The organism is Streptomyces millisiae (assembly GCF_031845425.1).
GTDB lineage: Bacteria > Actinomycetota > Actinomycetes > Streptomycetales > Streptomycetaceae > Streptomyces > Streptomyces millisiae.
Map to the genome: position 1 here is coordinate 292,764 of NZ_JAVREM010000001.1, position 26,461 is coordinate 319,224.

Here is a 26,461-nt window from a genome sequence, read left to right on the forward strand (position 1 = left end):
TGACAATCCTGCCGTGCATACGTTCCCGCCGACGCACCCCGACCGGGGCTCAGCCCGACCGAGAGACAACCCAACCGAGTACGAGGAGCGCGGTGTCCACGCACCTGACGGCCTGGTGGAATCAACCCTTCCGCATGTACCAGACCAATCTCGCCGAGATCGACGCCGGACTCGACGTCGCAGCCACCCTGGACCGCATCGAGGAACACGGAGCGGACGTCTGGCTGCTCAACGCCGGCGGCATCCTGGCGTTCCACCCCACCGACCGCCCCGACCAGCGCCGCAACCCCCACCTCGCCGACCGCCCCGGGCACGACCTGCTCGGCGAGGCGGTCGCCGCGGCGCACGACCGGGGCGTCCGGCTGATCGGGCGGCTCGACTTCTCCAAGGTCCAGCGCGAGATCGCGGAACAGCACCCCGAGTGGTGCTTCGTCGGCCCGCGAGGGCACTGGCAGGAGTACCAGGGACTGGTCAGCGTCTGCCCCAGCGGCGACTACTACCAGCAGCGCTCGCTCGACATCATCGACGAACTCCTCGACCGCTACCCGCTCGACGGCTTCTTCCTCAACTGGCTCTCCTTCAACGAGGCCGACTACAGCCGCGTCTACCACGGCGTCTGCCACTGCACCGCCTGCGCCGGCGGCTTCGCCGAGTACGCCCCCGGATGCCAACTGCCCACCGGCCCCGACTCCCCCGACTACGCCACCTGGAAAGCGTTCGCCGCCGGCGTCATCGACCGGCTGACCGCCCGCATCCACGGCCACATCAGGGCCCGCGACAAGAACGTGGCGCTCATCCTCGGCAGCAACGCCGACATCCTCTTCTTCGAGGCCAACAACGCCCTCGGCCGCCAACTCCCGCTCTGGATACACGGCACGGGCGAGGCCGTCAGCCGCTGGCGCAGCATCCACCCCGACAAGCCGGTCGTCGTCAACGCCGCCGCCTTCGTCGACATGCCCTACCGGCTGGCGTCCGAGGAGCCCGAGCACTACGCCCTCTACCAGGCGCAGGCCGTCGCGCGCGGCGCCAACCCCTCCACCTACCTGATGGGCGAGCCGGGACGGCTGGTCAACGCCGCGGCCGCGGAGGGCAGTCGGTTCGCCCGCTTCCACCGCGACCACGCGGAGCTCTACACCGGGCTGACCTCGCGCGCGGCGGTCGCCCTCGTCAAGCCGGCCTTCCACGGCTGGCACGACGACGGCTGGGACTCGCCCGCCGAGCGCGAGTACCGGGGCTGCTACCTCGCCCTGCTGAGCGAGCACGTCCCCTTCGACGTGGTCGCCGAGGAGGCGCTGCCCGGCCTGCTCGGCACCCCGGAGCGCGCGGCCCGCTACCGGGTGCTGCTGCTTCCGGAGACCCCCCTGCGCGAACCGGGCGTGCGGGCGCTCGTGGACGCCTTCGCCGCCGCCGGTGGGACCGTCGTGGCCACCGGCGACGTGGCCCCGGCCGGCGGCGACCAGATGGGACTCACCTGCCTCGGCGTCGAGGCCGTGACCGGCGTGCGGCAGGGGACGGAGGGCATGTTCGGCTGCTACCTCGCCGACGGCACCGACACCGCGGACCTGACCTCCGGGCGCGTGGTCTACCCCCTGCACGACCAGTTCCGCCACACCCGACTCAGGCCCGGCGCCACCGGCCGCCTCCGCCTGCTGTCCCAGGCCCCCTACGGGCCGCCCGAGAAGTGCCACGGTCACATCCCGCTGGACCACGTCGGCGTCGTCCACCACACCCACGGCGCCGGACGCACCGTCTACTTCCCCTGGCCGGTCGGCCGCGGCCACGTCGACTTCGGCCTCTCCCGCTTCGGCACCCTGATCGCCGACACCATCAGGGAGACCACGCCCGACGCCGTGCCGCTGCGCACCACGGGGCTGCCGGAGGCCGTGGAACTGATCCTCTCGGCCACCGGCGACGGCCGCACCCTGCTCCAACTCATCAACTACACGGGCCAGTCCGATCGCCGCTTCCGCGCCCCGGTCACCGTGCACGGCGCCCGCGTCCACTTCCCGGGCGACCCCGCCTACCGCACCGCCACCGCGCTGGTGGCCGGAGCCGACGCCGCCCTCACCGAGGAGGGCGGGGAGCAGGTGCTGACCCTGCCGGAACTCGGGCTCTTCGAAGCCATCGTGTTGGCGTGACCCACCCGCCCACCGCTGCCACCGCCGGCGGCCCGCGCCGCCGCACCCGACCATCAGCTTCAACGAGGAGGCCCCCGCATGGTCCCCGTCCACGGCTCGACCGCGCCACCGGCGCGCGCGACCCGCCCACCCTCCAGAACCGGACGCCCCGGGCCCACCCGGCGCGGCCTGCTCCGCGCCGCGGCCGGCGGCGCCACCGCCGCCCTGCTCGGCGCCGGCTGCTCGGCCGGCGGCGGCGACCGCGACCACATCACCTGGGCCATCGGGCTCGACCCCGTCGGCGGACCCCACTTCCAACGCATCGCACGGGAGTTCATGGACCGCAACCCCGGGGTGACGATCGAGCTCACCCCGGTCCCCAACGGCGACCTCAACGCCTGGCTGGTCACCCGGCTCGCCGCGGACCGCGCCCCTGACATCGTCAACATGGGCGTCTCCGCGGTGGGCCGCTACACCACCAACGGCGGCACCGTCGACATCGGCGACCAGCTGCCGGACGGCTTCCTCGACGACTACCAGCCCTCGCTGCGCGCCCTCGTCGAGAAGGACGGCGGCGTCTTCGGCATCCCCCAGGAGACCAACTGCGCCGCCACCTACTACCGCACCGACATCCTCCGGCGGATCGGCGTCGAGCCCCGGAACGACCTGGAACGCGCCTGGACCGCCGAGGAGATCCGCGAGATCGCCGTCGAGGCCAAGCGGGTCACCGGCGCCTACGGCCTCTCCTGGGGCTACATCAACGAGAGCTCGGGCAACCGCTGGCTGCCGGTCCTGTACATGTTCGGCGGCTCGCTCTTCCGCGAGGACGGCAGGACACCCGCCATCGGCGACCCCGAGGGCATCGAGGCCCTGGAGTGGACCCGCCGGCTCTACGCCGACGAGCTGATCCCGGCGAGCAACACCGTCAAGGCGAGCCAGGAGGACACCGCCTTCTCGCTCTTCACCACCGGCCAGGTGGGGCTGATGATCCACGAGTCGCAGTTCCGCAGCCTGAAGGACGTCATACCCGACGAGGACTGGTCGGTCGACCACCTCTTCCGCGAGCGGGGCGCCGCCACCAACCTCAGCGGCAGCGTCAACGTCGTCACCCGCAGCTCGCGCAACCCCGAACTCGCCGCCGAGTTCCTGGCCTTCGCCAGCACGCCCGAGCGCATCCTGGCCCGGGTCCGGGATTCGGGCGCCATCGCCCCCTACACGGGCGTCACCGCGAGGGACGTCGGCTACGCCTACCGGCCCGACCTCGTGCAGCGCTTCATCGACCAACTGTCCACCGTTCCGCCCCAGATGGCCAGGGAGCAGGCCGGTCCCGACTACCAGGCGATCCGGCAACTGCTCGGCGACTTCCTCGACCTGATGTTCATCGGCTCGGCGAGCGCCAGGGAGACCGCGGACGCCATCGCGGAGGGACTGCGCAATGTCCGGAACTGAGACCGTCACCCCGTCGCGCCCCGCGCCGGCGGCGGCGACCGGGCCCGCCCCGCGAACCGGGCGGCGCCGAGGCCCCACCGGCACCCGCGCCCCCTACCTCTTCCTGACCCCGAGCCTGGTGCTGTTCGGCGTCTTCTCGCTGTTCCCCATCGTCGCCGCCGTGCTGATGAGCACCCAGCAGGGCGCGGTGCTCGGCCAGACCGAGTACGTCGGCGGCGACAACTACCAACGGATGGTCGACGACCCGCTGTTCTGGACCGCGTTGCGGAACACGCTGGTCTTCACCGCCGCCACCGTCCCGCTCTCGATGGTCATCGGCCTGCTGCTCGCCCTCATGCTGAACCGGCCCATGCCGGGCCGGGCGCTGCTGCGCACCGTGTTCTTCACCCCCATGGTCGTCTCGGGCGTCGGCGTCGGCATGGTGATGGCCTGGATCTTCAACGGCGACTACGGGGTGCTCAACAACGCGCTGGCCACCGCGGGTCTGCCCCGCGGGGAGTGGCTGACCTCGCCGGACATGGGCATGGTCACGGTGGTGCTCGCGGTGCTGTGGACCCGGGTCGGCTTCTGCATGGTCCTCTACCTCGCCGCCCTCCAGTCCATCCCGCACAGCCTCCTGGAGGCGGCCAGCCTGGACGGCGCCGGCGCCTGGCAGCGGTTCCGGCACGTCGTCGTGCCCCAGCTCTCGCCGACCACCTTCTTCCTGCTCGTGGTCAACGTCGTCTTCTCGCTCCAGGCGTTCGACCTGCTGTACGTGCTGACCGGCGGCGGCCCGGGCTTCGCCACCACCGTGCTGATCCAGTACATCTACCGGTCCGCCTTCGCCAACGGCGAGATGGGCTACGCCAGCGCGCTCGGCGTGGTCTCCACCCTCCTGCTGATCACCTTCACCCTGCTGCGGTGGTACCTCGGCAGGAACGACGAGGACAACCGATGAGCACAGCACCCTCTCCCACCCGCCACCACCGGGGCCGCAACGGCGGCACCTGGGCGATCTGGACCCTGCTCGTCATCGCGGCCCTGATCACCGCCTTCCCGCTCTACTGGATGGTCGCCACCTCGCTCACCGGCGGCACCCTCACCCAGAGCCAGGACTTCCGGCTCTGGCCCGCCGACATCGGCCTCGACAACTACACCGCCGTCTTCCGCGAGCTGCCGGTGGGGCACTGGATCGTCAACTCGCTGCTCATCGCCACCGTCGGCACCGTGCTGACCGTCGTCGTCAGCCTGCTGGCCGGCTTCGCCTTCGCCAAGTACCGCTTCCGGGGCCGCACCGCGATCTTCTTCGCCTACCTGCTCACCATCATGGTGCCGATCCAGGTCACCCTGGTGCCCTCGTTCCTGGTCATCGTGAAGCTCGGCCTCGTCGACACCGTCTGGGGCGTGATCCTGCCGGGCGCGGCCGAGGCCACGGCGGTCTTCATCGCCCGCCAGTTCATGCTCAACATCCCCACCGAGCTGCTGGAGGCGGCACGCATCGACGGCGCCGGCGAGCTGCGGATCTTCCTGCGCGTGGTGCTGCCGCTGAGCGGTCCGCTGATCGGCGTGCTCACCGTGCTGGCCTTCATGGCCCGGTGGAACGAGTTCCTGTGGCCGCTCATCGTCCTCCAGGGCGAGGACAACCTCACCCTGCCGGTCGGCCTGGCCGGCCTCCAGGGCAGCGAGTCCTTCGCCGCCCCCTGGGGCCCCATCATGGCCATGGCCACCCTCACCACCCTGCCGGTGCTGGTCATCTTCCTGCTCTGCCAGCGCCAGTTCGTTCAGGGCATCGCCAACACCGGCCTGAAGTGAGGCGGCGCTCCCATGCTCGTCTCTCCTACGAGGCCGCACTGCGACGCCTCACGGGTGGGACCGGCGCCACGTTCTTCCACCCGACGACGAGCCCTCGCCCTCGCGCTCCCGGCATCCGCGGGAGCGCCGGGCGGATGGCCCCTCCCGCGGTCGACCAGACGCCGGACGGGCCGGGGCCTATCGCCGCCGGGCCTGCTCGACGAGGCCGGTCTCGTAGGCGATCACGACGAGCTGGGCGCGGTCGTTCGCCTGCAGCTTGCTGAACAGGCGGCTGACGTGGGTCTTGACGGTGGCGACGCTGATGTGCAGCTGTGCGCTGATCTCGGTGTTCGAATGTCCTGCGGCCACGTGGACGAGGACCTCTCGCTCGCGCTCCGTGAGCGGGTCGAGCAGGGCGGACGAGACGCCGGAGTCGAGGGCGTTGCGGTTGACGTAGTCACGAATGAGACGCCGGGTCACGCTCGGCGCGAGGAGAGCGTCGCCGGCGGCGACGGTGCGGATTCCCGCGAGCAGCGTCTCGGGCGGGGTGTCCTTGAGGAGGAAGCCACTGGCGCCGGCCTTGAGGGCGGCGAACACGTACTCGTCAAGGTCGAAGGTGGTGAGGATGACGATCCGGATGGCCTCGGTGGCCGGGTCGCCGAGTAGCTGCCGGGTGGCCTCGATGCCGTCCATGTCAGGCATCCGTACGTCCATCAGGATGATGTCGGGAAGGTGCCGGCGGCCGGCTGCCACGGTGTCGCGGCCGGTGCTGGTCTCGGCGACGACCTCCATGTCCGCCGCGGCGTTCACGAGCACGCTGAAGCCGGCTCGTACGAGGATGTGGTCGTCGGCCACGACCACCCGAATCGTCATCGCCGGCCTCCGAATGCGGACGTCGATCAGCTCACCGCGGGTAGCCAACATACAAGGCCGTACGCCCGGTCGTGACCGCCGATCCGAACGGCGGCCGCCCGACGGTGAGTAGCCGTCGGGTCACGGTCGCACCCGCGCGTACATCCAGGACTGTATGCCGACGGCCAGTACCCCCCTGGCCGGACGCCAGTACCGGACCGCGGCCTGACGACGCCGGGGCCGCCGCGGAGGCAGGCTTTGAGCCGCGGGAGAGGTCCGTGGGACAAGGCTGCGCGGACCGTGCAGCGCGGCAATGCGCTGAGCCCGACCTACGTCACGAAGGCAGAGTTGTGCACCATTTCGACAATCGTCAGATCGGGCTCCCGGGCGGGAGCCGATGAGCGGGATCGCGCGGTGGTGCTTCCGGCACCGGTTCATCGTCGTCGGCGGCTGGTTGCTGCTCCTCGCGATCCTGGCGGGCGGCGTGACCGCCGCGGGTGGCGCCTCCTTCTCGGAGGAGTACTCCCTGCCCGGCACCGAGTCGACCAGGGCCGGGGAACTGCTGGCGTCACAGTTCGAGCGCACCTCGGGTGACTCGGCCACCATCGTGCTGGACGCGACCAGCGGCAAGGTGACAGAGCCGGCCGTCCAGGCCGACATAGAGAGGATGCTGGCCCGGGTGGCCGAGGTGCCCCAGGTCGGCGGGGTGACCAGCCCGTTCGCGCCCGGAGGGGCGGCGCAGGTCAGCGAGGACGGTGGGACCGCCTACGCGACGGTCACGTTCACCGAGGAGCGCCAGGGCCTGGACACGGAGAACATCCAGCAGGTCGTGGACCTGGGCTCGGAGCTGCGCGGCGACACCCTGCGGGTGGAGTTCGGCGGCGCGGTGATGGGGGAGCTGGAGAGCCCGTCGACATCGAGTAGCGAACTGATCGGCCTCCTGGCCGCGGCGATCGTCATGCTGTTCGCGTTCGGGTCCTTGGTGGCGATGGCCATCCCGCTCATCGCCTCGGTCCTCGCGCTGGGCAGCGCGATTCTCTCGATCGACCTCCTCACCCACGCGATGAGCGTCCCCAGCACCGCCCCGATCATCGCCGCGTTCATCGGTCTCGGCGTCGGCACCGACTACGCGCTGTTCGTCGTCGCCCGCTACCGCAACGGCATCCGGGCCGGGCTCAGCCCGGAGGACGCGACCGTGGGGGCCATGAACACCTCCGGCCGGGCGGTCATCTTCGCCGGCGGTACGGTCGCGGTCGCGATGCTCGGCCTGCTCATGCTCGGGTTCAGCATCCTGTCCGGGATCGGCCTGTCGGCGGCGATCATGGTGGTGTTCGCCGTCGCGGTCGCCTTGACCCTGCTGCCCGCCCTGTTCGCGCTCTTCGGAATGCGGGTGCTCAGCCGCCGCCAACGCGCCCAGCTCAAGAACGAGGGGCCGATGGAGGCTCAGGTCTCCAAGGGATGGGAGCGCTGGGCCGGATACGTGCAGAAGCGGCCGGTGCCGCTGACGATCATGGCCACCGTGCTCATGGTGGTGCTGATGATCCCGTTCTTCTCGATGCGTCTTGGATCCTCCGACGCCGGCAACAACGCGGAGGACACCACCACACGTCAGGCTTACGACCTGCTCGCCGACGGCTTCGGCCCCGGACACAACGGCCCGCTGATGCTTGTGGCGGAGGTCCCGACCGCGGAGGCCGCGACCGCCTTCACCGAGCTGGCACAGGAGATCGAGACCGTTCCCGGGGTGGCGTCCGTGCAGACCCCGCCGGCCACGCCAGGCGCGACGGTGCAGACCATGCGGGTCATTCCCACGGAATCCCCGCAGTCGGAGCAGACGTCGGAGCTCATCGACACGCTGCGTGACGGCGTGATCCCCGACCACGAGGAGGGCGGGCTTGAGGTCCACGTCGGCGGGCTGACCGCCGTGCACAAGGACTTCGCGGCCGCGCTGAGCGGCAAGATGCCGCTCTTCGTCACCATCGTCGTCGTCCTGGGATGCCTGCTGCTGATGCTTGCGTTCCGCAGCATTCTCATCCCGCTCACCGCGGCGGTGATGAACCTGCTCTCGGCCGGCGCCGGGTTCGGCATCGTGGTCGCGGTCTTCCAGTGGGGCTGGGGCTCGTCCGCCCTGGGCGCGGGCCCGGGCGGGCCGGTGGAGTCGTTCCTGCCACCGATGATGCTGGCCGTCCTGTTCGGTCTCTCGATGGACTACGAGGTGTTCCTGGTCAGCCGCATCCACGAGGAATGGCTGCACACCGGGGACAACAACCTGTCCGTCCGGCGCGGCCAGGCCGCCACCGGCCAGCTCATCAACGCCGTCGCGATCATCATGATCTGCGTGTTCACGGCCTTCGTGTTCATGGGCATGCGCATCATCGCCGAGTTCGGTCTTGGCGTGGCCGTGGCCATTCTGCTCGACGCCCTGGTGGTACGCACGATCCTCGTACCGGCGGCCATGCAGCTGTTCGGGAAGTGGAACTGGTATCTGCCCGGGTGGCTCGACCGCATCCTGCCCCACGTCTCGGTCGAAGGACCCTCCGACGTGCTGGCCGCCAGCGGGCGGGCCCACGCCGCGGCCCCGGCCGATGACCAGCGTCCGGTCCTCACCGACAGGCACGGCGTCTGACGCCGTCCCCCATCCGCCGCGCCCCCGGCAGCGGGCCTACGCCTCAGGCCGCGCACCGGGGGCGCGGCCTGCCTGATCGTGGTCGACGAGACGACGGCGTGGGTGGCGCGGGCTCACGTGGCGTGGTGGCGGCGGTCAGGGGGCTGGACCGGCCCCGTACGCAGCAGTGCCTGGACTCGGAAACCGTTGCCGTGAGGGCCGGCGCGCAGGCGGCCGTCGAACAGGGCCGCTCGCTCGCGCATGCCGATCAGCCCGTGACCGGCCGAGGCGGCAGGCTCGGCGGCGGGGCGGAGTCCGGGGGCCTTCCGGCGGTGTGGCTCGGAGGGGCCGCTGTCGGTGACCTCGATGACCACGTCCTCGGTGCGGTACTCGATGCGGAGGGTAGCCCGGGTCGGCCCGGCGTGGCGTACGACGTTGGTGAGGGCCTCCTGGGCGATGCGATACGCCGACAGGTCCACCGCGGCGGGTAGCGCGCGGGCCGTACCGCGGATGTCGAGGCGCAGGTCGACGCCGGCACTGCGGATCTGGTCGGCCAGCGCGGCCGTGTCGGCCAGCCCGGGGGTGGGAGTGAGCGCGGGGTCGACGGCGTGCTCGTGGCGCAGCACCTCGACGAGCAGCCGCATCTCGTGGAGGGCCTGGCGGGTGGTGGTCTCGACGATGCCGAGGGTCTCCGCCACCTGGGCCGGATCGCTGTTCATGACCATGCGCGCGACACCGGCGCGTACCGCGATGAGGCTCATCGAGTGCGCGACGATGTCGTGCAGTTCACGGGCGATGACCAGGCGCTCGTCGATGGCGGCCTGGCGGATGCGGGCGGCGTGCTGACGTTCGCGTTCGGCCTCCTGCTCGGCAGCGGCGATGATCCTGTTCCGGTGTTCCCGAGCGGCAAGGCCGGCGAACCAGCCGACGCAGATGATCGCGACGTTGGCGGCGAGCACGGCCACCCAGCTCGAGGAGACACGCCCGATGGCGATCCCCGCGGCCATCAGCAGGCTGGCGACCCCGGGGCGAACCCACCAGAACGCGTATTCCGCCGTCCCCGCGGTGGTGTAGGCGGTGAAGGCGACGCAGATCGAGACCTGCGGTGCGCCGCCGAGCGCGGCGACCACGAAGGCACAGAGCGACGCCACGGCGAACGACGGGCGTGGACGGAGCCGGCGGACGGCGACGGCGAGCGCGGCGAAGACGATGCCAGCGGTCCGCAGCGCGAGCTCGCCGCCGACGGCACGGTGGGTGCCGCTGAGGGCGTCGGCCCAGAGCAGACCGACGCACAACAGGGCGGCGAGCGCGAAGTCGAGGAGGACCAGGGGGCGCGGTCGCCTGGCGAGAAATCGCTGAGCCTGCCGTGCTGGAATGATGCCGGACACACCAGCAGGCTACTGATGAGGAGAAGGCTGGTCGTCACGTCACAGTCGCGTTTGCCACGTGCATCACCGACCGCAGGCGGGCGGGCCGTACATCCCCGGTTGTACGCGAGGTCGTACCCGAGACCTCGATCAGTTCGGCCACGTCCGACTTCGGGATCCCGCCCTGCTCGCCCCCGCGAACCCGCGCACAGCCGTGGGAAGAAACCCCGGGCCGAGGAGGGCTTGGCGCGGCGTGGGGTCAGGTGTCGAACCGTACTCCGCCGAGCCACGCCGCCGCGGCGGGGTCGCGGTGGTCGAAGAGTTCGCTGCGGCCGGTGTCCAGGCTGGCGATGCGTGCCATGTCGTCGTCGGTGAGCTCGAAGTCGAAGACGTCGAGGTTCTCGGTGATGCGTGCTGGGCGCACCGATTTGGGGATGGCGACGATGCCGCGTTGGACCAGCCAGCGGAGCGCGACCTGCGCGACGGACCTGTCGTGCGTGCGGGCGATGTCCGCCAGCACCGGGTTCTCGAAGAAGCCCTGGCCGCCCTGGGCGAGTGGTCCCCACGACTCGTGCTGGACGCCGTGCTCTCGCATCAGCTTCTGGTCGTCGGTGCGCTGGAAGAACACGTGGGTCTCGATCTGGTTGACCGCGGGGACGATCTCGTTGTGGGTGACGAGGTCGGCGAGGCGGTCGGGGTGGAAGTTGCTGACGCCGATCGCCCGCGCGCGGCCGTCCCGGGCGAGGCTCTCCAGGGCGCGCCAGGCTCCGTAGTAGTCGCCGAAGGGCTGGTGGATCAGGTAGAGGTCGAGGTGGTCGAGCCCGAGCCGTGCGAGTGAGCGGTCGAAGGCGCGCTTGGCGCTGTCCTGGCCGTAGTCCTGGATCCACAGCTTCGTGGTGATGAAGAGTTCCTCCCGCGGGATGCCGCTGGCGGCGATGGCCCGGCCCACGGCACGCTCGTTCTCGTAGGCGGCGGCGGTGTCGATCGAGCGGTAGCCGGCCTCGAGTGCGGCCTCGACCGCTTGCTGGGTCTGGTCTTCGGGGATCTGGAAGACGCCGAAGCCGATGGACGGCATCTCCACGCCGTTGTTGAGGGTGATCCGGGGGACGCGCGTGGTCATGGGTGGGGGCTTTCTGTGGGTGGTGGTCAGCGGCGCCGGACGCCGGTCTGGGCGGCCGGGGCGAGGGTGGGTTCGGTGACTGGGCGTTGCCGAGGGCCTGGTCGACGGCCGTGAGCAGCAGCCGATGTGGCGCGGGAGAGCGTTGCGACCGGCGTCGCTCACCCGCGTCCCCGCTGGGCGGGGTCAGCGTCGGCGGGCCGCCGGTTGTAGGGCGGGATTGGTGAAGCTGGTGTCGGCCGGGTTGATGACCGTGCCGGGGGTGACGATCTGGTCGACGCGGTCCAGGACCTCGGGGGTGAGGACCACGTCGGCCGCGGGCAGTTGCGTCTGGAGGTGGTCCAGGGTGCGGGGGCCGATGAGGACCGAGGCGACGGCGGGGTGGTTGAGCGCGAAGGCGACGGCCAGCTCGATGAGCGTCAGCCCGTGCTCCTCGGCGAGATGGGCGAGGGCCTCGGTCGCCTCCAGCTTGCGCTGGTTGGCCGGCAGGGACAGGTCGAAGCGGTCGACCAGCCGCTGCCGGGCTGGGGAGGGGGTGGGCAGGTCGGCGTCCTTGCGCCAGCGGCCGGAGAGCCATCCCCCGGCGAGCGGGCTGTAGGTGATCACTCCCATGCCGTGCCGGGCCGCGGTGGGCAGGACGTCGGCCTCGATGCCGCGCACCAGCATGGAGTACGGGGCCTGTTCGCACACGAACCGCTCGAGGCGGCGGTCGCGGGCCGCCCACTGGGCTTCGACGAGCTGGCTGGCGGGGAAGGTGGAGGAGCCGAGGTAGCGGACCTTGCCCTGGCGCACCAGGTCGGTGAGGGCGCCCAGGGTCTCCTCGATGTCGGTGTCGGGCGAGGGCCGGTGCACCTGGTAGAGGTCGATGTGGTCGGTCCCCAGGCGGCGCAGCGAGTCCTCGACGGCGCGCATGATCCAGCGCCGTGAGTTGCCGCGCTGGTTGGGGTCCTCTCCCATCGGGTTGTGGAACTGCCCCAGGGGCCGAACTTCATCGCGCCTAGGCACATCTTGCTGACGGACAGCCCGGTCCTTCCCAGCAGGCGGTGCTCCATGGTGGTCTCCAACAGTCGTGAACGGGTTGTTCGGATCGAGGTGTCGGATGCCGGCGGGGATCGCCGGCACCCCCGGGTGGCGGTGTCAGCTCCGCGCTGTCGCCGCCTCGCGGTGGGATGCGGCCAGCAGGCCGAGGGGCAGCAGGGCCGCCAGGGCGAAGGCGAAGCCGGCCAGCGACGGGCCCTGCAGGCCCAGGCCGGAGGTCAGGGCGATGCCGCCGAGCCAGGAGCCGGCGGCGATCCCGACCTGGAAGGCGGAGGTGGCCAGGGCCATGGGTAGGGACCGGCCGGCTCCGGCTATGCGGACGACCTCGCCGACGACGATGGGGTTGCCCGCGAAGCCGGCTCCGCCGAGCAGCACGACCAGAACCACGGCCACGACGCTGTCGGTCGCCCACAGGGTGATCGCGCCGAGCAGCGCGGCGGTGAGGGCGGTGGCCGGGATGAGCGTGGCGTAGGGCCGTCGGTCACCGAGGCGCCCGCCGACCGTGGTGCCGGCCAGGGCGCCGACGCCGAAGCCGAGCATCGCCAGCGGCACCACGGCGGTCGCGACGTGGGCCCGGTCGGTCAGCAAGGGGGCGACGTAGCTGTAGGAGGCCATGATGCCGGCCTGAACGAGCGCGATGGCCAGGTAGACCAGCCACAGGCGCGGATGCCTGAGCGCGGCCGCCTCCGCACGGAGGGAGGTGTCGGCCCGTGTGGTGTCGGCGGGCAGCTGGCGGGCCACCACCACGGCGGCGGCCACGGCGAGCACGGCCAGCATCCAGAAGGGGGCCTGCCAGCCGGACAGCTGGCCGGTTGCCGTACCGAGCGGGACGCCGACGATGTTGGCGAGTGTGATGCCGCCGACCATCACCCCCATGGCGCGGGTGCTGGCGGCCGGTCCCGCGGCGGCGGTCGCCACCACCGCGCCCACGGCCCAGAACGTGCCGTTGCCCAGCGCGGCGGCGAACCGGCCGACGAGGGCGAGCCCCCGGTCGGAGCTGAGCGCGCCGAGAACGTGGCCCGCGGCGAAGACCAGCAGCGCGGCGACCAGGGCCGAGCGACGCGGCAGGCGCTGGGTGGCTACGGCCATCACGGGCGCGCCGATCATCATGCCGACGGCGAAGGCGGTGATCAGCGTCCCGGCGCTGGAGACGCTGACACCGAGGGCGCCGGAGATCTCCGGCAGCAGGCCGGAGACGACGAACTCGCTGGTGCCCATGAGGAAGGCGACGGCACCCAGCAGCCACACCATCGGTGGCAGCCTGACCTTCCCGGCAGGCACGGCCGTGCCGTCGTCGCCCTCGAGCGGTGCGGTGGCCGAGGTGTCCGGCTTCGTGGACGAGGGGGAACTCACTGACGGTCCTTCCAAGCTGAGGTGGCGCGGCCCCGGTCATCCGAAGGCGTACCGGCAGGTATGCGCGCCGAGCAGGGTGCGGGCGGAGTCCTTCCGGCCCGCCGCGATCCACGAAACCAGTGGCCGGGTCCGGCAGGCAGTCACGCCTGTGAGGGGTAACGGCAGGGTCCCCCTCCGGCCGGAACCGTGGCCCGCGGGAAACCAGGACGATCACTCACGGTCGCGGTGGAGGGGGCTGGACCGGCGTGGGTGCCTGGTGTCAGCGTTCGGCGTCGGACCGCGAGGCGGCCGCGTCCCGGTCCTGGCTCGCCGCCCAGCTGGCCAGGAGCTTCAGGGCGTCCGCGGCCGGGGTGTCCGGAGCAGCGCTGTAGACGGTGATGGACAGCCCCGGGTCGCCGGGCAGGTCCAGACTCTCGTGGACCAGCTCCATCTCGCCCACCGCCGGGTGGTGGAACCGCTTGGTGCCCTCGGTGAAGGTGTGCACGTCGTGCGCGCCCCACAGGGTGCGGAAGGCGTCGCTGCGGGCGGACAGCTCACCGATCATGTTCGACAGCTCACGGTCGTAGGGGTTCTTGGCGACCTCGACCCGCAGCACGCCCACCCCTTCGCGGGCCACGCGTTCCCAGTCGGGGTAGAGGCGGGTGGCGCGGGGGTCGAGGAAGACGAACCGGCAGGTGTTGGCCGGCTCCTGCTCGAACACCTCGCAGAGCAGGGCACGGGCGAGCGGGTTGGCGGCCAGGATGTCCATGCGGTTGTTGCGCACGTACGCGGGCTGGTCGTGCAGGCCCTCGATGAGGCGCAGCACGCTGGGCCGCACCTCCGCCTTCCTGGGCCGGCGCCGGGCGCGGGCCGGGCTGGCGTTGGCGGCGCGGGCCAGGGCGTAGAGGTGCTCCCGCTCGGTGTCGTCCAGCCGCAGGGCCTGGGCGAGGGCGTCCAGGACGCTGTCGGATACGCCACCGAGATTGCCGCGCTCCAGGCGCGTGTAGTACTCGACGCTCACCCCGGCGAGCATCGCGACCTCGCTGCGGCGCAGCCCGGGCACCCGGCGGTGCCCGTACACCGGCACCCCCGCCTGCTCCGGAGAGATCCTGCCGCGGCGGGACCTGAGAAACGCGCTCACCTCAGCCCTTTTGTCCATATCGCCAGCCTAGGCAGACGGCGCGGCCTCAGGGGGTCCCTGCCAGTACCCCTCACGGCACGGACTCCCACGGCCGAGCCCTCGGCAGGCGAAGGGGGACCCATGGCGACCGTGGGCCACGCACGGCGCGCCCCGCGTTGCGCGGCCGAGGCGGTGCGCCGCGGGCCGGGTGGGCGCCCGTGCCTGCTCCTGTCGCCGTGGGAGGTTCCGCGAGTGCCGCGCTTTTATTACCGACCAGGCTCTCATCGCCGCGTGACGAACAGCGCGTGGGCGACGGCGGCGAGTGCGATCGACGCGACGGTGACGAGGCCGAGTGGGAGGACGGCTCGATCGCCGCCGAGGCCGACGAGCGGGGCGGCGACTCCTCCGAGCCCGAAGCGGGCGCAGCCGAGTGCCGAGGACGCGGTGCCGGCGAGTTCCGGGTAGTCGGTCAGGGCGAGCGAAGTGGTCGGGGGCGAGGCGAACGCGACGCCGGAGGCGAGAACGAACAGGGAGGCGAGCACGACGGGAAGGGGCAGGTCACCCAGTCCGGTCGCGAGGAGCCCGAGGGCGCCGGTGGCGGCCATGGCGATGCCGATGACGAGCGTGCCGCGTTCGGACCAGCGCTCGGCGGCGCGACCGCCGACGTAGCCGAAGACCATGAAACCGAAGGAGTTCGCACCGAAGGCGACCGAGTATCCCTGCGGGGAGAGCCCATAGGCGCCCTGGAGAATGTAGGTCGCGCCGGAGAGGTAGGCGAACAGGGCGGCGTAGGTCAGACCGGAGATGAGCACCGATCCCACGAAGAGGCGGTCGGAGAACAGACGGCGGAAATCGCGGCCGGTCTGCTTCATGCCGCCGCTGGTGCGCTGGTCGTCGGGAAGCGTCTCGCCGAAGACGACCAGGGTGGCGACCAGCAGCAGCACTCCCACCACGGCGAGGAAGAGGAAGGTGCCGCGCCAGTCGGTGACGCGGGCGAGTTGCCCGCCCAGGACGGGGCCGACGATCGCGGCGAGACCGCCGAGGACGGTCAGACGCCCGTAATAGCGGATCAGGGCACCGCCCTGGTAGACGTCCCGGCCGGCTGCCTGCGCGATGACGATCCCCACCGCGCCCGCGAGCCCCTGCACGAGCCGGGCGATCACCAAGGTCACGAGGCTCGGGCTGATCGCGCACAGCACGGACGCGGCGATGTAGGCGGCGATGCCCATGAGCAGCGGTGGGCGACGTCCGAACCGGTCCGACAGCGGCCCGGCGACGAGCTGCCCCGCGGCGAGTCCGATCAGGCAGGCCGTCAGGGTGAACTGCGCCGCCGAGGTGGCCGCGCCGAGATCGCTCGTCAGCGAGGGCAGGAGCGGTAGATAGAGGTCCATCGAGATGGGGCCGAACACGGTCAGCAGCAACAGCAGGGGGGACAGTGCCGGGCCGACGCCTCGGGTAGGGCTTGTCGCCGAGCGGTGACCGGTGGGAAGTGTCGCCTGGTCGTTCACGCGATGGCCGCCACGGTGACGTCGCGTCCGTCGAGCCGGTCGAGTTCGTCGAGCGTGGCGTCGAGGTCGAGGGCAGGGCCTCTCAGGTCGCGCCCCGGTATGTGCTGGTGCATCGTGTCCTTCTTGGTGGTGGCCGTGCGGTGGTGGAGTGCGATGGCGCGGCCGCCGAAGCGTCGGACCTCCCTTCGGACAGCTCCTCGACACTCAGCCCGTTCTCCAGCGCCACGCGCGGGTGGCAGCCGAGACGAGCTTGGGCGCGATGCCGGTCAGTTCCCGGGGTGCGGTCTGCTTCGCCAAAGCGACGGCTCCTTCGCTCACGATCAGTGGTGGAACCCGGGCATCCCGCTCGGTGGCCGGGGCGCCCACCCCGGCGGCCCGAACTCTCGTCCGGGTGTCCGCCGGGAGCCGCGGCAGCGGCCTCTACCGAGGGAACCGCAGGTCACACTAGGGCGGAAGGTATGCCTGTACCAGGCACTGACAGGACCCCCCTCGTCGTGGCCCGGCCACCTCAGCCCGGAGGGTGTGTGCACCGAGAGCGACATCCGCGAGTTTCTGACCTCCCGCCACGGCAGGGTCACCCCGCGGCAGGCCGGACTGCCCGCGACCAGGTCCCGAGACCGGACGGAGGAGGGTTCAGTGCCTGCCTCGTCGTCAGCCCGGCCATCACCAGCGTGTGCCAGCGCGCGCGGTCGGCGGCCGGGCGGCTTCGGCCTCGTCCGGCGCTCGTTCGAGGTAGGCGGCCATGACCGACGCGACCAGGTCGGTTTTGGTGGGGAAGTGCCGGTACAGGGTGCCCACGGCCACGCCGGCCGCGGCGGTGATCTCGTCCGTGCCGACCTCCGGCCCGTGTAGAGCGATCTGTTCACTCGCCGCGGCGAGGATTCTCTGACGGTTGCGTACGGCGTCGGCGCGCTGCTGGCGGGGCGGTGTCACGGACGGCCCCCCTTGGTCGGTCGGCGGCATCAGGGCGACCAGCCCGGGCTGGGCCTCCTTCGACTTCGAGCCCCCACTCGATCCGCGCCTCACCTGGGCACGGACCAGCCACCGGACGGTACGAGTGGCCCGTACGGTCCCCCGACGGGCCGCGCTGATCGCCGCCGCCGTCACCACCGTCGCGCTGTACAGCGTCGTCTGGACATCACTGCGCTCGTCACCAGAGCCCGCATTCGCCCCGTCGTTGTCGAAGCGCTTCGCCTCTGGCCATAACAGCCGTCGAATCGCGAATCGAACTCTGCAGCGGGGGTTGTGCTACCCGCCCATAGACCTTAGTCTCAGCGTTTATCGAAGCGCTTCGATCATTCGTCTGACGTATGACCTGGCGCGGACGATGAGCCGCTTCCCCCACACCACCCACACCTCCCGTGTGCTCGCCCAGCGATCACCGCACCAGCCCTCGATCGCTCACGCTCGTGCCCACGTCACCTCCGCCGACAGGGCACGAGCCGCTTCACCTCTCGAGGAACCTCGCGCAAGAGGAGTGACTCGTGAAGCCTCGTCAGCACAGATTCGTGATCGCCTTAGCGGCGATCCTCCTCAGCCTGGTGGCCGTGCCGGCGACCGCGCTGGGTTCGACCGTCGGCACCGAAGCACAACAGGAGTGGCACCAGCCCTCCACGGCGGAGGTGGTGGTCGCGGCGATGCGGCCGGGCTGGAACGTGGGCAACACCCCGGACGCCATCCCCGACGAAACCTCCTGGGAATCCGCGGATCACTCCCGAACGCCACCCGCCAGATCACCCTGAACAGGACTTCTTCGCCGACGTCAACGACAACCCCCACCGTCGCGCTCACCTTCCACTTCCGGAGCGGCGAAACCCTCACCCACACCGGCACCGCAGCCTGACCGGTACCGGACCGATCAGAGACGAAGCGAGTTTCTCGAGAAAGGTGTGTCCTTCATGCGACGCAGATCGCTCCTCACCGCAGCACTGACCGTACCGCTGGCCTCCGCGGGCGCCGTCGGCGTCCTCCAGACCCCCGCACACGCCGCCACCTGGTCCTCTTCCGAGAAGTACGGGGAGTGGAGGGACGGCGCGTACACGGTGCACAACCACGTCTGGGGCAGCGGCACCGGCCCCCAGACCATCTGGGCGAACTCCTACTCGAACTGGGGGGTCTGGGCCGATCACCCGAACACAGGCGGCGTCAAGTCCTACCCACATGCCCGCTACATGCTGGGGCGCGACGTCTGGGGCATGGGGAACGTCTCCAGCAACCACAACGTCACCGTGCCATCGGGCTCGGGCCTCGCCTACGCCACCACCTACGACGTGTGGGGCAACGGCCACGACTACGAGATCATGATCTGGACACAGTGGCAGGGCCCGGTCGGCCCGATCGGCTCGTACGTCACGGACGTCAACCTCGGCGGCCGCGCCTGGGCTTACTACCAGGGCAGCAACGGGTCGAACGCCGTTCACAGCTTCCTGGCGCGCAACCAGACCACCGACTCGTGGGTGGACATCACCGCGCACTGCCAGTGGCTGGTGGGCCAGGGCCGAATGCCGCAGGTTCGCATCGACGAGATCGCGTTCGGCTTTGAGATCACCTCGTCGGCCGGAGGCTACAACTTCAACTGCAACAGCTACGCGGTATGGACGTAGCGGGCGATCCGCCGCCGGGCCCCAGTGCGGGCCCGGCGGTCCACCGTCTCAGCGTTGAAGGCGGAACCGCTCACGCATGCCCCGGACTTCTGGCCAGGGGATTCGTGAACACGGCCCGGTACTCCAGCCTGGCTACGCGATCTCGCGTCGGACCCGGTGCTGCGCGTCGCCGGGGAGACGGAGCTCCCCGTGGTACGTCGACATCGACGACGTCGGCGGTGCGCGGCAGGCCACGGAGCATCTGACCGGCACGGGCCGCCCAGGGAGCGGCGGCCCGGTTTCGCCGGCGATCGTCATGGAAGCGGGTGCGGTTGGGGGGGAGGAGGGTTCAGGACGGGTCGCGGTGTGTCCCTCTCGGTCCCGCGTCGGCGATGATCCGGCGGGCCTCGGCGGGGATGTCGCCGGGGGTGAAGACGACGGTGCCCTCGACGGTGTTGCCGCGTTCGCCGGTGACCAGGCCGGTGATGGCCGGGTTGGTGGTGTAGTTCCGGGTCAGGGTCTGGTCGCCGGTGCGGTTGCCGTTCTGGTTGTTGGCGTGCGCCCACTGGCCCGCGGTGTTGAGGAAGACGTTGCGGGTGGCGGTGAGGTATCGGGAGCCCTCGTCGAAGTACAGGCCGAGTTGCCCGCTGTTCTCGCAGAGGTTCTCCTCGATGGTGCTCCGCGGCATCGCGGAGAGCGTGTAGACGCAGCCGGCGTCGAACAGCGTGTGCACGACGTCTCGGATGTGGTTGCCGACCACACGGACGTCGGTCAGGGTGGTGGGCGTGTCGTAGACCGGCTGGAAGTCGTAGAGCCCGCGGTTGAGGTACTCGGGGCTGCCGCCCGGGTCGTTGGCGCCCCAGCCGTATCCGATGCCGATGCCCGTGTAGGGCATGTCGGACACCTCGTTGTGAGCGATGGTCAGGCGCGTGACGTAGCTGGCGAAGATCCCGTCCTGGTCGAGGTACTCGAGCGCCGTGGAGAAGACGCGGTTGTCGCTGATCAGGATGTCGCTGTTGGTCATCCGCCCGTCTGAGGGGTGGTGGGCGTCGGGGCGCACCCCGCCGACCACGATGCCGCCGCCAGCGCTGGCCGTGAACGTGTTGCCGGTGACGGAGACGTTCCGCGCCCCCAGGCCGACACCGGTGGCGTGCGCGTTGGCGTCGTTGCCGACGCCGAGGCCGACCGAGCCGAGGTTCACGAACGTGTTGCCCTCGAAGGTGATGCGGTTGGCCGCCGACACCTGCACGGCGGCGGGGGCTTGGGCCCAGTTGTTGCGGGCTCCTTCGAAGCCCCGGCAACCGACCGCACAGGAGGTGAACGCGTCGGCGGGCCGGTGCTCCTGGACTCCGGTGATGAACGCGCCGGTCTGCTGGTTGGCGTATCCGTCGGGCGAGCTGGGGCGCAGCCAGGTGGTTCCGGTGAAGGTCAGTCCCTCGAAGGACAGGTCGTGGGCCGGCTCGTCGTAGGTGCCGCCGACCTCGATCAGGGTCTCCAACCGCGGCAGCTCGACCCGCGCGTTCGCCAGGTCCTGCCCTTCGAGTGGCTTGTAGTACAGCGTGCCGGCCGTGGTGTCCAGGTACCACTCGCCGGGCTCGTCGAGGAACGCCCTGGAGTTCAGCAGCCAGAACGTCGGCGTGCGGAACGGCGACTGGATGGTGTCGTATCCGTAGGTGTTGTTGTCCCAGGCCGGCTGCCGCATGACGACCGTGGAGCCGGTGATGCGGTCCACGGGCGCGAAGCGGTTGGTGAACGACAGCATCGCCTGGAGTTCGATACGTCGCTGGTCGGGCAGTTCGGCCAGGTAGTCGAGGTCCGGGTTGTTCAGGGTGAAGCCGGTGGCGTTGAGTCTGATGTCCGACGGGGACAGGCTCGTGCGGGCGCGCTGGGCGAGGGTGCCGTCGACGTAGAGCTGTCGGGTGTCGAAGCCGGTGCCGACGTCCGCCCGGTAGACCCCGGTCGTGGGGTCGTCGAGTTCCCAGCCGGTGACCGGCTCGGCGCCGGTCAGGACGGGGCTCGCTCCCGGGGCGGCCCGCCAGGCGACGGTGTGGCCGTCGCGGCCGGAGTCGGCGGCGTCGAACCGCAGTGGCTCGCTGAGCCGGTAGGTCCCGTCCTGCAGGGTGACGGTGACGTCGGCGTCGGCCCGGGCGGCGAGTTCCCGCGCCCGGCGCTGTGCCTCCGCCAGGGTCGCGAGCGGCTTTCCCATGGTGCCCGGGCCGCCGTCGTCGGCGTTCTCGGCGCCGGCGGGCGCGACGACCAGCGTGTGGTGGGGGGCCGCGGCGTGCGCCTGGGGGGCGGGCATGGCGGTGATGACTCCGGTGGCCAGGGCCGCGGCGGCTGCCGCGAGGGAGGTTCGCAGGCGTGATGAGAGCGGTGGGGACACGCTTACGTCCTTTCGTCGTGAAGGGGTGTCACGAGGGGGCCGGGGTGGAACGGGGACGCGGCAGGGGGTTGGCGGCAGGCGACGGCGGGGACGCCGGGAGCAGTCGCCGTCCGGCCTGCTCCGGCCTGACGTGGGGGCCGCCTGGTGCGGCGGTGTGCGGTCGGCGGGACGTGGTGATCGCCTTGGCGTCGACCCGGAGGCCGAGTCCCGGTGAGTCGCCGAGGACGAAGGCGCCGTCCTCGACGCGCAGGTCGACCGAGAGGCCGGTCGGGGGGCGCAGGTCCTGTAGTTCGCTGACGATGTGGTTGGGCACGGCCGTCGCGGCGTGCAGCAGCCCGACGGGGGTGGTGCCGACGGGGCTGACCGGGAGGTCGTGGGCGTGGGCCAGGGCGGCGACCCGCAGGAAGTGGGTCACCCCGTGGACCGCCGCGGTCTGCACGATGTCGAGCCCGCCCGCCGCGAGCAGCGGGCGGTACTGCTCCAGGCCCGTGAGGTTCTCCCCACTGGCGACCGAGGCTCGGACACCGCGTTGGACGACGGCCAGGCCCTCGGCGTCCCAGCGCCGAACGGGCTCCTCGACCCAGGTGAGGTCCAGGGTGCGTTCGAGTTCGGCGACGTGACGGACGGCCTGCTTGCGGGTCAAGGACTCGTTCGCGTCGAGCATCAGGCTGGGCCGCACGCCGCGCCCGGCCTCGGTCAGCACCTGTTCGACCAGGGTCAGCCGGTGCCGGTCCTGGTCGACGTCGAGGCCGCCCTTGAGTTTGGCCGCCCGGATGCCGTGCGCCGCGTACTCCTGGTGGATCGCGACGAGTTCGTCGTCGGTCAGCTCGATGTCGAGACCGGAGGCGTAGGCGGGCACTCTCCGGTCGCGTCCGCCGAGGAGCCGCCACAGGGGTTCGCCGGCCGCCTGTGCCTTGATGTCCCACAGGGCGGTGTCGAGTGTGCCGATGGTCCCGAACCGGGCCCCGGCGTGCCCGGCCTTGAAGGTCTCGCGCAGCATGCGGTCGTAGAGCGCGGTCACGGCGCGCGGGTCCTCGCCCTCGATGGCGGCGAAGAGGACGTCCACCTCGACGTGCGATCCCAGGCCGACGCCGGTGATGCCCTCGTCCGTGTCCACGAGGACGAGCGGGACGGGGACGACCCCGTCGGCGAAGACTCCGTTGGCGTCACCGACGGGACGGCCCCACTCCTGGACCGTCGTCAGGGTGCGATACCCGGTGATCCGCATGTCATCCCTTCGTGGAGCCGGCGGTGACGCCGTCGGCTATCTGGCGCTGGAAGAAGACGTAGAGCACGAGGACGGGGAGCGCGGCGACGAGCACTCCGGAGGCGAAGACGGGGATGTCGTCGGAGTACTGGCCGCGGAGCGCGGTCACGCCGACCATCAGGGTGCGGTGGTCCGCGGACGGCATCATCAGGAGGGAGATCAGCACGTCGTTCCAGCAGAACAGGGTGTTGAGGATGCCGACCGACAGCAGGGCCGGGCGGCCCAGCGGCAACATGACGCGCCGGTAGACGCCGTAGGGCGTGTTGCCGTCGATCCTGGCCGCGTCCACGATCTCGCCGGGAACACCGGTGTAGTAGCTGGTCATCAGGAAGATCGTGAAGGGGAGGAACTGGGCGACGTAGGCGAGGACAAGACCGGCGTGGGTGTCCAGGAGCCGGCCGTCCGCCATGATCCGCGCGAGGGGGACCATGATGACCTGGAAGGGGACGAACAACGCCGCGAGGCAGCCCAGGAAGACCGCCCGCGAGCCCCGGAACCGCAGGTGGCTCAGCGCGAAGCCGGCCATCGAGCCGATCAGCAGGAGCAGCGCGACGGCGGACGTCACCACGATGAGGGAGTTGACGACGTACCGTTCCATGCCGACGTTCGTCCACGCCGCGGTGACGTTGTCCAGGTTCGGGGAGCGTGCCAGGGAGAACCGGTCGAGGACGTAGTCGTGCCGGGTCTTCATCGCGACGTTCGCGGTGAACAGCAGGGGATAGATCGTCGCCAGGGCGAGCACGCCCATGGGGACGGCCACCAGCCACCTGCCGACGCGCCGCCCCGGCATCAGCTCTCCCTCCCCGTGCGGCGGAGCAGCGCGATCTGCGCGAGTCCGACGACGAGCATGATGACGAAGAGAACGGTCGACGCGGCCGAGGCGAGCGCCGGGCGGTTCATCTGTCCCTGCTGGATCCAGATGTAGTACTCCGGCAGGTAGGTGGAACCCTCGGGACCGCCGCTCGTCATCACGTACAGCAGGCCGAACATGGACGTCAGCATCCCGATCATCGTGGTGACGACGACGAACTGGATGGTGCGGGACAGGCCCGGAACGATCACGTGCCGGATCACCCGGGGCAGCGACGCCCCGTCGACGCGGGCGGCGTCCAGGAGCGAGGGGTCCAGGGTGGAGAAGCCGGCCAGGAAGACCACCAGCGCCATACCGAAGGTCGCCCACACGTGCACGCCGACGACCGTGAACATGGCGACGTCCGGATCGCCCAGCCAGTCGACCGGGCCGATTCCGAGGTACCCGAGGCCGGAGTTGAGCGGGCCGTCGAAGGCCAGCAGGAGATTGAAGATCGCACCGACGATCACCGGTGAGAGCACGGCCGGGAAGAAGTAGACGCCGCGATGGAACCGGTGCCCGGGCACGCGCAGGTGGATGAAGGTCGCCAGCAGGCCGGGGATCGCGACCGCCACCGGCAGCAACAGCACCAGCAGCCCGACGTTCTCCAGCGCGGTGCGGAAGACCGGGTCCTTCAGCAACTCCGTGTAGTTGTCCAGGCCGACCGCCTGTCCGTCGCGCTCGCCGTCGCCGGTGAAGGAGTAGTTGACGCCGAGGAGCAGCGGGTACAGCCGGAGTACCAGGATGATGAGGACGGCGGGAGCGATCAGGACATAGGGCGCCAGCCGTTCGGCGCGGCGGCCACCCCCGGGTGGGCGAACCGACGGCGGGGAGCTTCCGATTGACACGGGGTCAGCTCGCCCGGTCGGAGTCGGCCAGCTGTCGCAGCGCGTCCTCGACGTCCACCGACCCGCTGAGGAGTTGCTGGGAGAGCCGCCCCATCAGGTCCAGGGTCTCGGCCGACAACGCGACGTGCAGCGCGGGTCTGCCGGTCTCGATCTCCGGCATGATCGCGGCCAGGGCGGGCCCACCGCCGGAGGCGTCGACCGTGGTGTCGGCGACGATCGCGCCGGCGTCGGCCTGGAACGTGGCCAGCGCCTCGGTGGAGGTCAGCGACCGGACCAGGTCGGCGGCCAGGTCCGGGTGTTCGGTGCCCGCCGCGACCGCGTACCCGATGCCGCCGTCGTAGGGCAGGCCGGGCCTCGCACCGTCCGTCACGACGGGGGCTGGCATCACGCCGACGTTGTCCTCGCCGAGGAACTCGCCGAAGTCCTCCCAGTGGCCGATGTCCGACATCAGCCCGACGATGTGGGCGGCCCGCCCCGACTCGAAGAGCGCGAGGGAGTCGTTGAACAGCGCGGTCGAGTTGACCCCGTCGTTGTTCAGGCCGGCGTCTTCGACCTCCTGCCAGAGCTCGAAGATCCGCCGCACGTGGGGAGAGGTCCAGTCGCGGTTGCCGGCGATCCAGTCGTCGTACTCCCGCGGTGTGAGGACGGCCGACCCCAGTCCCGAGAGGAAGAACTGGATGCCGTAGCCCTCCTTGTTCCCCAGGGAGAAGCAGGCGGCCCCCGTCTCCTCGGTGATCGTCCGGCAGTCGTCGAGGAAGTCGGCCCACGTGGTGGCCGGGTCGTCGGGGTCGAGTCCGGCCTCCTCGTAGAGAGCCCTGTTGTAGTAGATCGGGTGTCCCTGGAGGGTCACCGGGGCCGCGTAGACGGTGCCGTCCCTGGAGAACGCCTCCCAGCCCGCCAGCCGCCGCATGTCCTCGGTGACGTGGTCGTCCAGGGGCAGCAGGTCGTCGGCGCGGTCGCGCAGCTGGCCGCCGCCGTTGAATAGCATCACGTCGGGGCCCTCGCCCGTGCGCATGGCCGTGCCGAGCAGCGTGTAGTACTGGTCGAACGGCTGCGCCACGAACTCCACGGTGACGTCCGGGTGCCGCTCGGCGAAGTCGGCCCTCGCCGCCTCGACGTACCCGGCGGCCGTCTCGTCACCGGACTTCCAGTCCCAGACGACCAGCGTGTCGTCCCCCGAACCTGACGAGGAGCCGGACCCCGCGCTGCCGCAACCGGTCACAGCCAGAGCACCCGCCAACGCGGTCGCCCACAGTGTTCGCCGCTTCATCGTCGCTCACTCTCCGGAGGGTGCCGGGGCCGCCCGCGTCGGTCCAGATCGCCGGAAACGTAATTCGTATGATGTCTTGCGTCAAGAGGTGGCGCGTATACTTGCCACGCGAATCGTGGCGCCGCCTGATCGCGGCCCACGGGAGGGACTATGACGGCATCACAGGAAGCCACGTCGGGCGCCGCGGTGCCACCGGCCTGGGTGCGACGACCGGCGAACCTCGCGAGGGCGCTCACCGCGGAGCTGGTGGGGCGCATCGTCCGCGGGGTCTATCCGTCGGGCACGTCCCTGCCGGCCGAGCCGGGGCTCTGCGAGGCGTTCGGGGTCAGCAGGACGGTCGTCCGCGAGGCGGTGAAGCTGCTTCAGGAGAAGGGCCTGGTCCAGGTCCGACAGGGCGCGGGCACCATGGTGACCCCGCCGACGCGGTGGAACATGCTCGACGAGCTGGTCCTGGGGGCCAGCATCGAGGAGGACGAGAGCCTGGGGATCCTCGACGACCTCGTGGTCACGCGGCGCCTGCTGGAGTCCGACATGGCCAACCTCGCCGCCCAACTCGCCACGGACGACGTCGTCGACCGGTTGCGCACGCTCGTCGACGAGATGGACCGGCTCGTGGATGACCGCGTGACCTACGAGGAGCACGACCGCGCCTTCCACGACACGATCATGCGGGCCTCCGGGAACCGCATCGCCCGCGCCGTGGTGCGTTCGCTGGAGGGGCAGGCCATCAACACCGCCCGGTACGTGGGCAAGACCGAGCGTGCCCTGTGCGTCGCCTCCAATCAGGGCCATCGCCGCGTCTACGAGCGCGTCGCCGCTCACGACCCGAGCGGCGCCGCCGAGGCGATGTTCAACCACATCACCGAGGCGTGGCTCGTCCGGCGCGGTGGGACGGGCGACCCCGTGCGTCTGCGGCGCTGACCGTCGGCGTCGCCCGGTCCCGCCGAGGTGGGACCGGGCGACGCCGAAACCCCGGTACGGCTGGA

21 protein-coding genes are annotated in these 26,461 nt (G+C 71.0%); 8 read left to right on the top strand and 13 right to left on the bottom strand.

What is annotated here, in order from left to right; all coding sequences use genetic code 11:
* Nucleotides 1-92: 92 nt before the first annotated feature.
* The 4 genes from RNC47_RS01280 to RNC47_RS01295 all read left to right on the top strand — a co-directional run bounded on the left by RNC47_RS01280 (nt 93) and on the right by RNC47_RS01295 (nt 5,357).
* Complete coding sequence (locus RNC47_RS01280) at nt 93-2,138, top strand: alpha-amylase family protein (protein WP_311594690.1); 2,046 nt, start codon at nt 93-95, stop codon at nt 2,136-2,138.
* 78 nt (nt 2,139-2,216) lie between these two features.
* Complete coding sequence (locus RNC47_RS01285) at nt 2,217-3,566, top strand: ABC transporter substrate-binding protein (protein WP_311594691.1); 1,350 nt, start codon at nt 2,217-2,219, stop codon at nt 3,564-3,566.
* A complete protein-coding gene (locus RNC47_RS01290; RefSeq protein WP_311594692.1) occupies nt 3,553-4,503 on the top strand; it encodes a carbohydrate ABC transporter permease in 951 nt (316 codons plus the stop codon). The genes RNC47_RS01285 and RNC47_RS01290 overlap by 14 nt, the downstream gene beginning before the upstream one ends.
* Nucleotides 4,500-5,357 (top strand): carbohydrate ABC transporter permease, encoded by an 858-nt coding sequence (locus tag RNC47_RS01295; protein WP_311594693.1) that lies wholly within the window; start codon nt 4,500-4,502, stop codon nt 5,355-5,357. The genes RNC47_RS01290 and RNC47_RS01295 overlap by 4 nt, the downstream gene beginning before the upstream one ends.
* Nucleotides 5,358-5,534: 177 nt before the next feature.
* Here the strand turns inward: RNC47_RS01295 and RNC47_RS01300 are convergent, their stop codons facing one another.
* A complete protein-coding gene (locus RNC47_RS01300) occupies nt 5,535-6,209 on the bottom strand; it encodes a response regulator transcription factor (protein WP_311594694.1) in 675 nt (224 codons plus the stop codon).
* Between the two features lie 376 nt (nt 6,210-6,585).
* Here RNC47_RS01300 and RNC47_RS01305 point away from each other — a divergent pair, with 376 nt between their 5' ends.
* Complete coding sequence (locus RNC47_RS01305) at nt 6,586-8,814, top strand: MMPL family transporter (protein WP_311594695.1); 2,229 nt, start codon at nt 6,586-6,588, stop codon at nt 8,812-8,814.
* 113 nt (nt 8,815-8,927) lie between these two features.
* On the opposite strand, the gene RNC47_RS01310 is transcribed toward RNC47_RS01305, so the two are convergent.
* The 7 genes from RNC47_RS01310 to RNC47_RS01340 form a co-directional block, all read right to left on the bottom strand.
* Nucleotides 8,928-10,181, bottom strand: a complete 1,254-nt coding sequence (locus RNC47_RS01310; protein ID WP_311594696.1) for a sensor histidine kinase — start codon at nt 10,179-10,181, stop codon at nt 8,928-8,930.
* A gap of 238 nt (nt 10,182-10,419) precedes the next feature.
* On the bottom strand, nt 10,420-11,280 hold the full coding sequence (locus RNC47_RS01315) for an aldo/keto reductase (protein ID WP_311594697.1): 861 nt from the start codon (nt 11,278-11,280) through the stop codon (nt 10,420-10,422).
* A gap of 183 nt (nt 11,281-11,463) precedes the next feature.
* A complete protein-coding gene (locus tag RNC47_RS01320; RefSeq protein ID WP_311594698.1) occupies nt 11,464-12,234 on the bottom strand; it encodes an aldo/keto reductase in 771 nt (256 codons plus the stop codon).
* Between the two features lie 180 nt (nt 12,235-12,414).
* A complete protein-coding gene (locus RNC47_RS01325) occupies nt 12,415-13,668 on the bottom strand; it encodes an MFS transporter (protein WP_311594699.1) in 1,254 nt (417 codons plus the stop codon).
* 259 nt (nt 13,669-13,927) lie between these two features.
* Nucleotides 13,928-14,806, bottom strand: coding sequence for a helix-turn-helix transcriptional regulator (locus tag RNC47_RS01330; RefSeq protein ID WP_311594700.1), 879 nt, complete (start codon nt 14,804-14,806; stop codon nt 13,928-13,930).
* A 242-nt stretch (nt 14,807-15,048) separates the two neighbouring features.
* Nucleotides 15,049-16,188 carry a multidrug effflux MFS transporter gene (locus RNC47_RS01335; protein ID WP_311594701.1) on the bottom strand — a complete coding sequence of 380 codons (1,140 nt, stop codon included), beginning with the start codon at nt 16,186-16,188 and terminating at the stop codon, nt 15,049-15,051.
* Between the two features lie 750 nt (nt 16,189-16,938).
* A complete protein-coding gene (locus RNC47_RS01340) occupies nt 16,939-17,208 on the bottom strand; it encodes a TetR/AcrR family transcriptional regulator (RefSeq protein WP_311594702.1) in 270 nt (89 codons plus the stop codon).
* A 551-nt stretch (nt 17,209-17,759) separates the two neighbouring features.
* On the opposite strand from RNC47_RS01340, the gene RNC47_RS01345 reads away from it, so the two are divergent.
* Both RNC47_RS01345 and RNC47_RS01350 read left to right on the top strand, forming a co-directional pair.
* Nucleotides 17,760-18,017, top strand: coding sequence for a hypothetical protein (locus tag RNC47_RS01345; RefSeq protein WP_311594703.1), 258 nt, complete (start codon nt 17,760-17,762; stop codon nt 18,015-18,017).
* A 156-nt stretch (nt 18,018-18,173) separates the two neighbouring features.
* Nucleotides 18,174-18,878, top strand: coding sequence for a GH12 family glycosyl hydrolase domain-containing protein (locus RNC47_RS01350; protein WP_311594704.1), 705 nt, complete (start codon nt 18,174-18,176; stop codon nt 18,876-18,878).
* A gap of 328 nt (nt 18,879-19,206) precedes the next feature.
* On the opposite strand, the gene RNC47_RS01355 is transcribed toward RNC47_RS01350, so the two are convergent.
* The 5 genes from RNC47_RS01355 to RNC47_RS01375 are packed head-to-tail and all read right to left on the bottom strand — an operon-like array spanning nt 19,207 to nt 25,475.
* Nucleotides 19,207-21,240, bottom strand: a complete 2,034-nt coding sequence (locus RNC47_RS01355; protein WP_311594705.1) for a right-handed parallel beta-helix repeat-containing protein — start codon at nt 21,238-21,240, stop codon at nt 19,207-19,209.
* 28 nt (nt 21,241-21,268) lie between these two features.
* Nucleotides 21,269-22,468 (bottom strand): mandelate racemase/muconate lactonizing enzyme family protein, encoded by a 1,200-nt coding sequence (locus RNC47_RS01360; protein WP_311594706.1) that lies wholly within the window; start codon nt 22,466-22,468, stop codon nt 21,269-21,271.
* A 1-nt stretch (nt 22,469) separates the two neighbouring features.
* Nucleotides 22,470-23,297, bottom strand: a complete 828-nt coding sequence (locus RNC47_RS01365; RefSeq protein ID WP_311594707.1) for a carbohydrate ABC transporter permease — start codon at nt 23,295-23,297, stop codon at nt 22,470-22,472.
* The gene (locus RNC47_RS01370) at nt 23,297-24,205 is read right to left on the bottom strand and encodes a carbohydrate ABC transporter permease (protein WP_311594708.1); all 909 of its coding nucleotides are present in this window, start codon (nt 24,203-24,205) and stop codon (nt 23,297-23,299) included. Before RNC47_RS01370 ends, RNC47_RS01365 begins: the two co-directional genes overlap by 1 nt.
* Nucleotides 24,206-24,209: 4 nt before the next feature.
* Nucleotides 24,210-25,475: an ABC transporter substrate-binding protein gene (locus tag RNC47_RS01375; RefSeq protein ID WP_311594709.1), complete on the bottom strand. Its 1,266-nt coding sequence runs from the start codon at nt 25,473-25,475 to the stop codon at nt 24,210-24,212.
* 150 nt (nt 25,476-25,625) lie between these two features.
* Here RNC47_RS01375 and RNC47_RS01380 point away from each other — a divergent pair, with 150 nt between their 5' ends.
* Complete coding sequence (locus tag RNC47_RS01380; RefSeq protein WP_311594710.1) at nt 25,626-26,396, top strand: FadR/GntR family transcriptional regulator; 771 nt, start codon at nt 25,626-25,628, stop codon at nt 26,394-26,396.
* Nucleotides 26,397-26,461 lie beyond the last annotated feature (65 nt).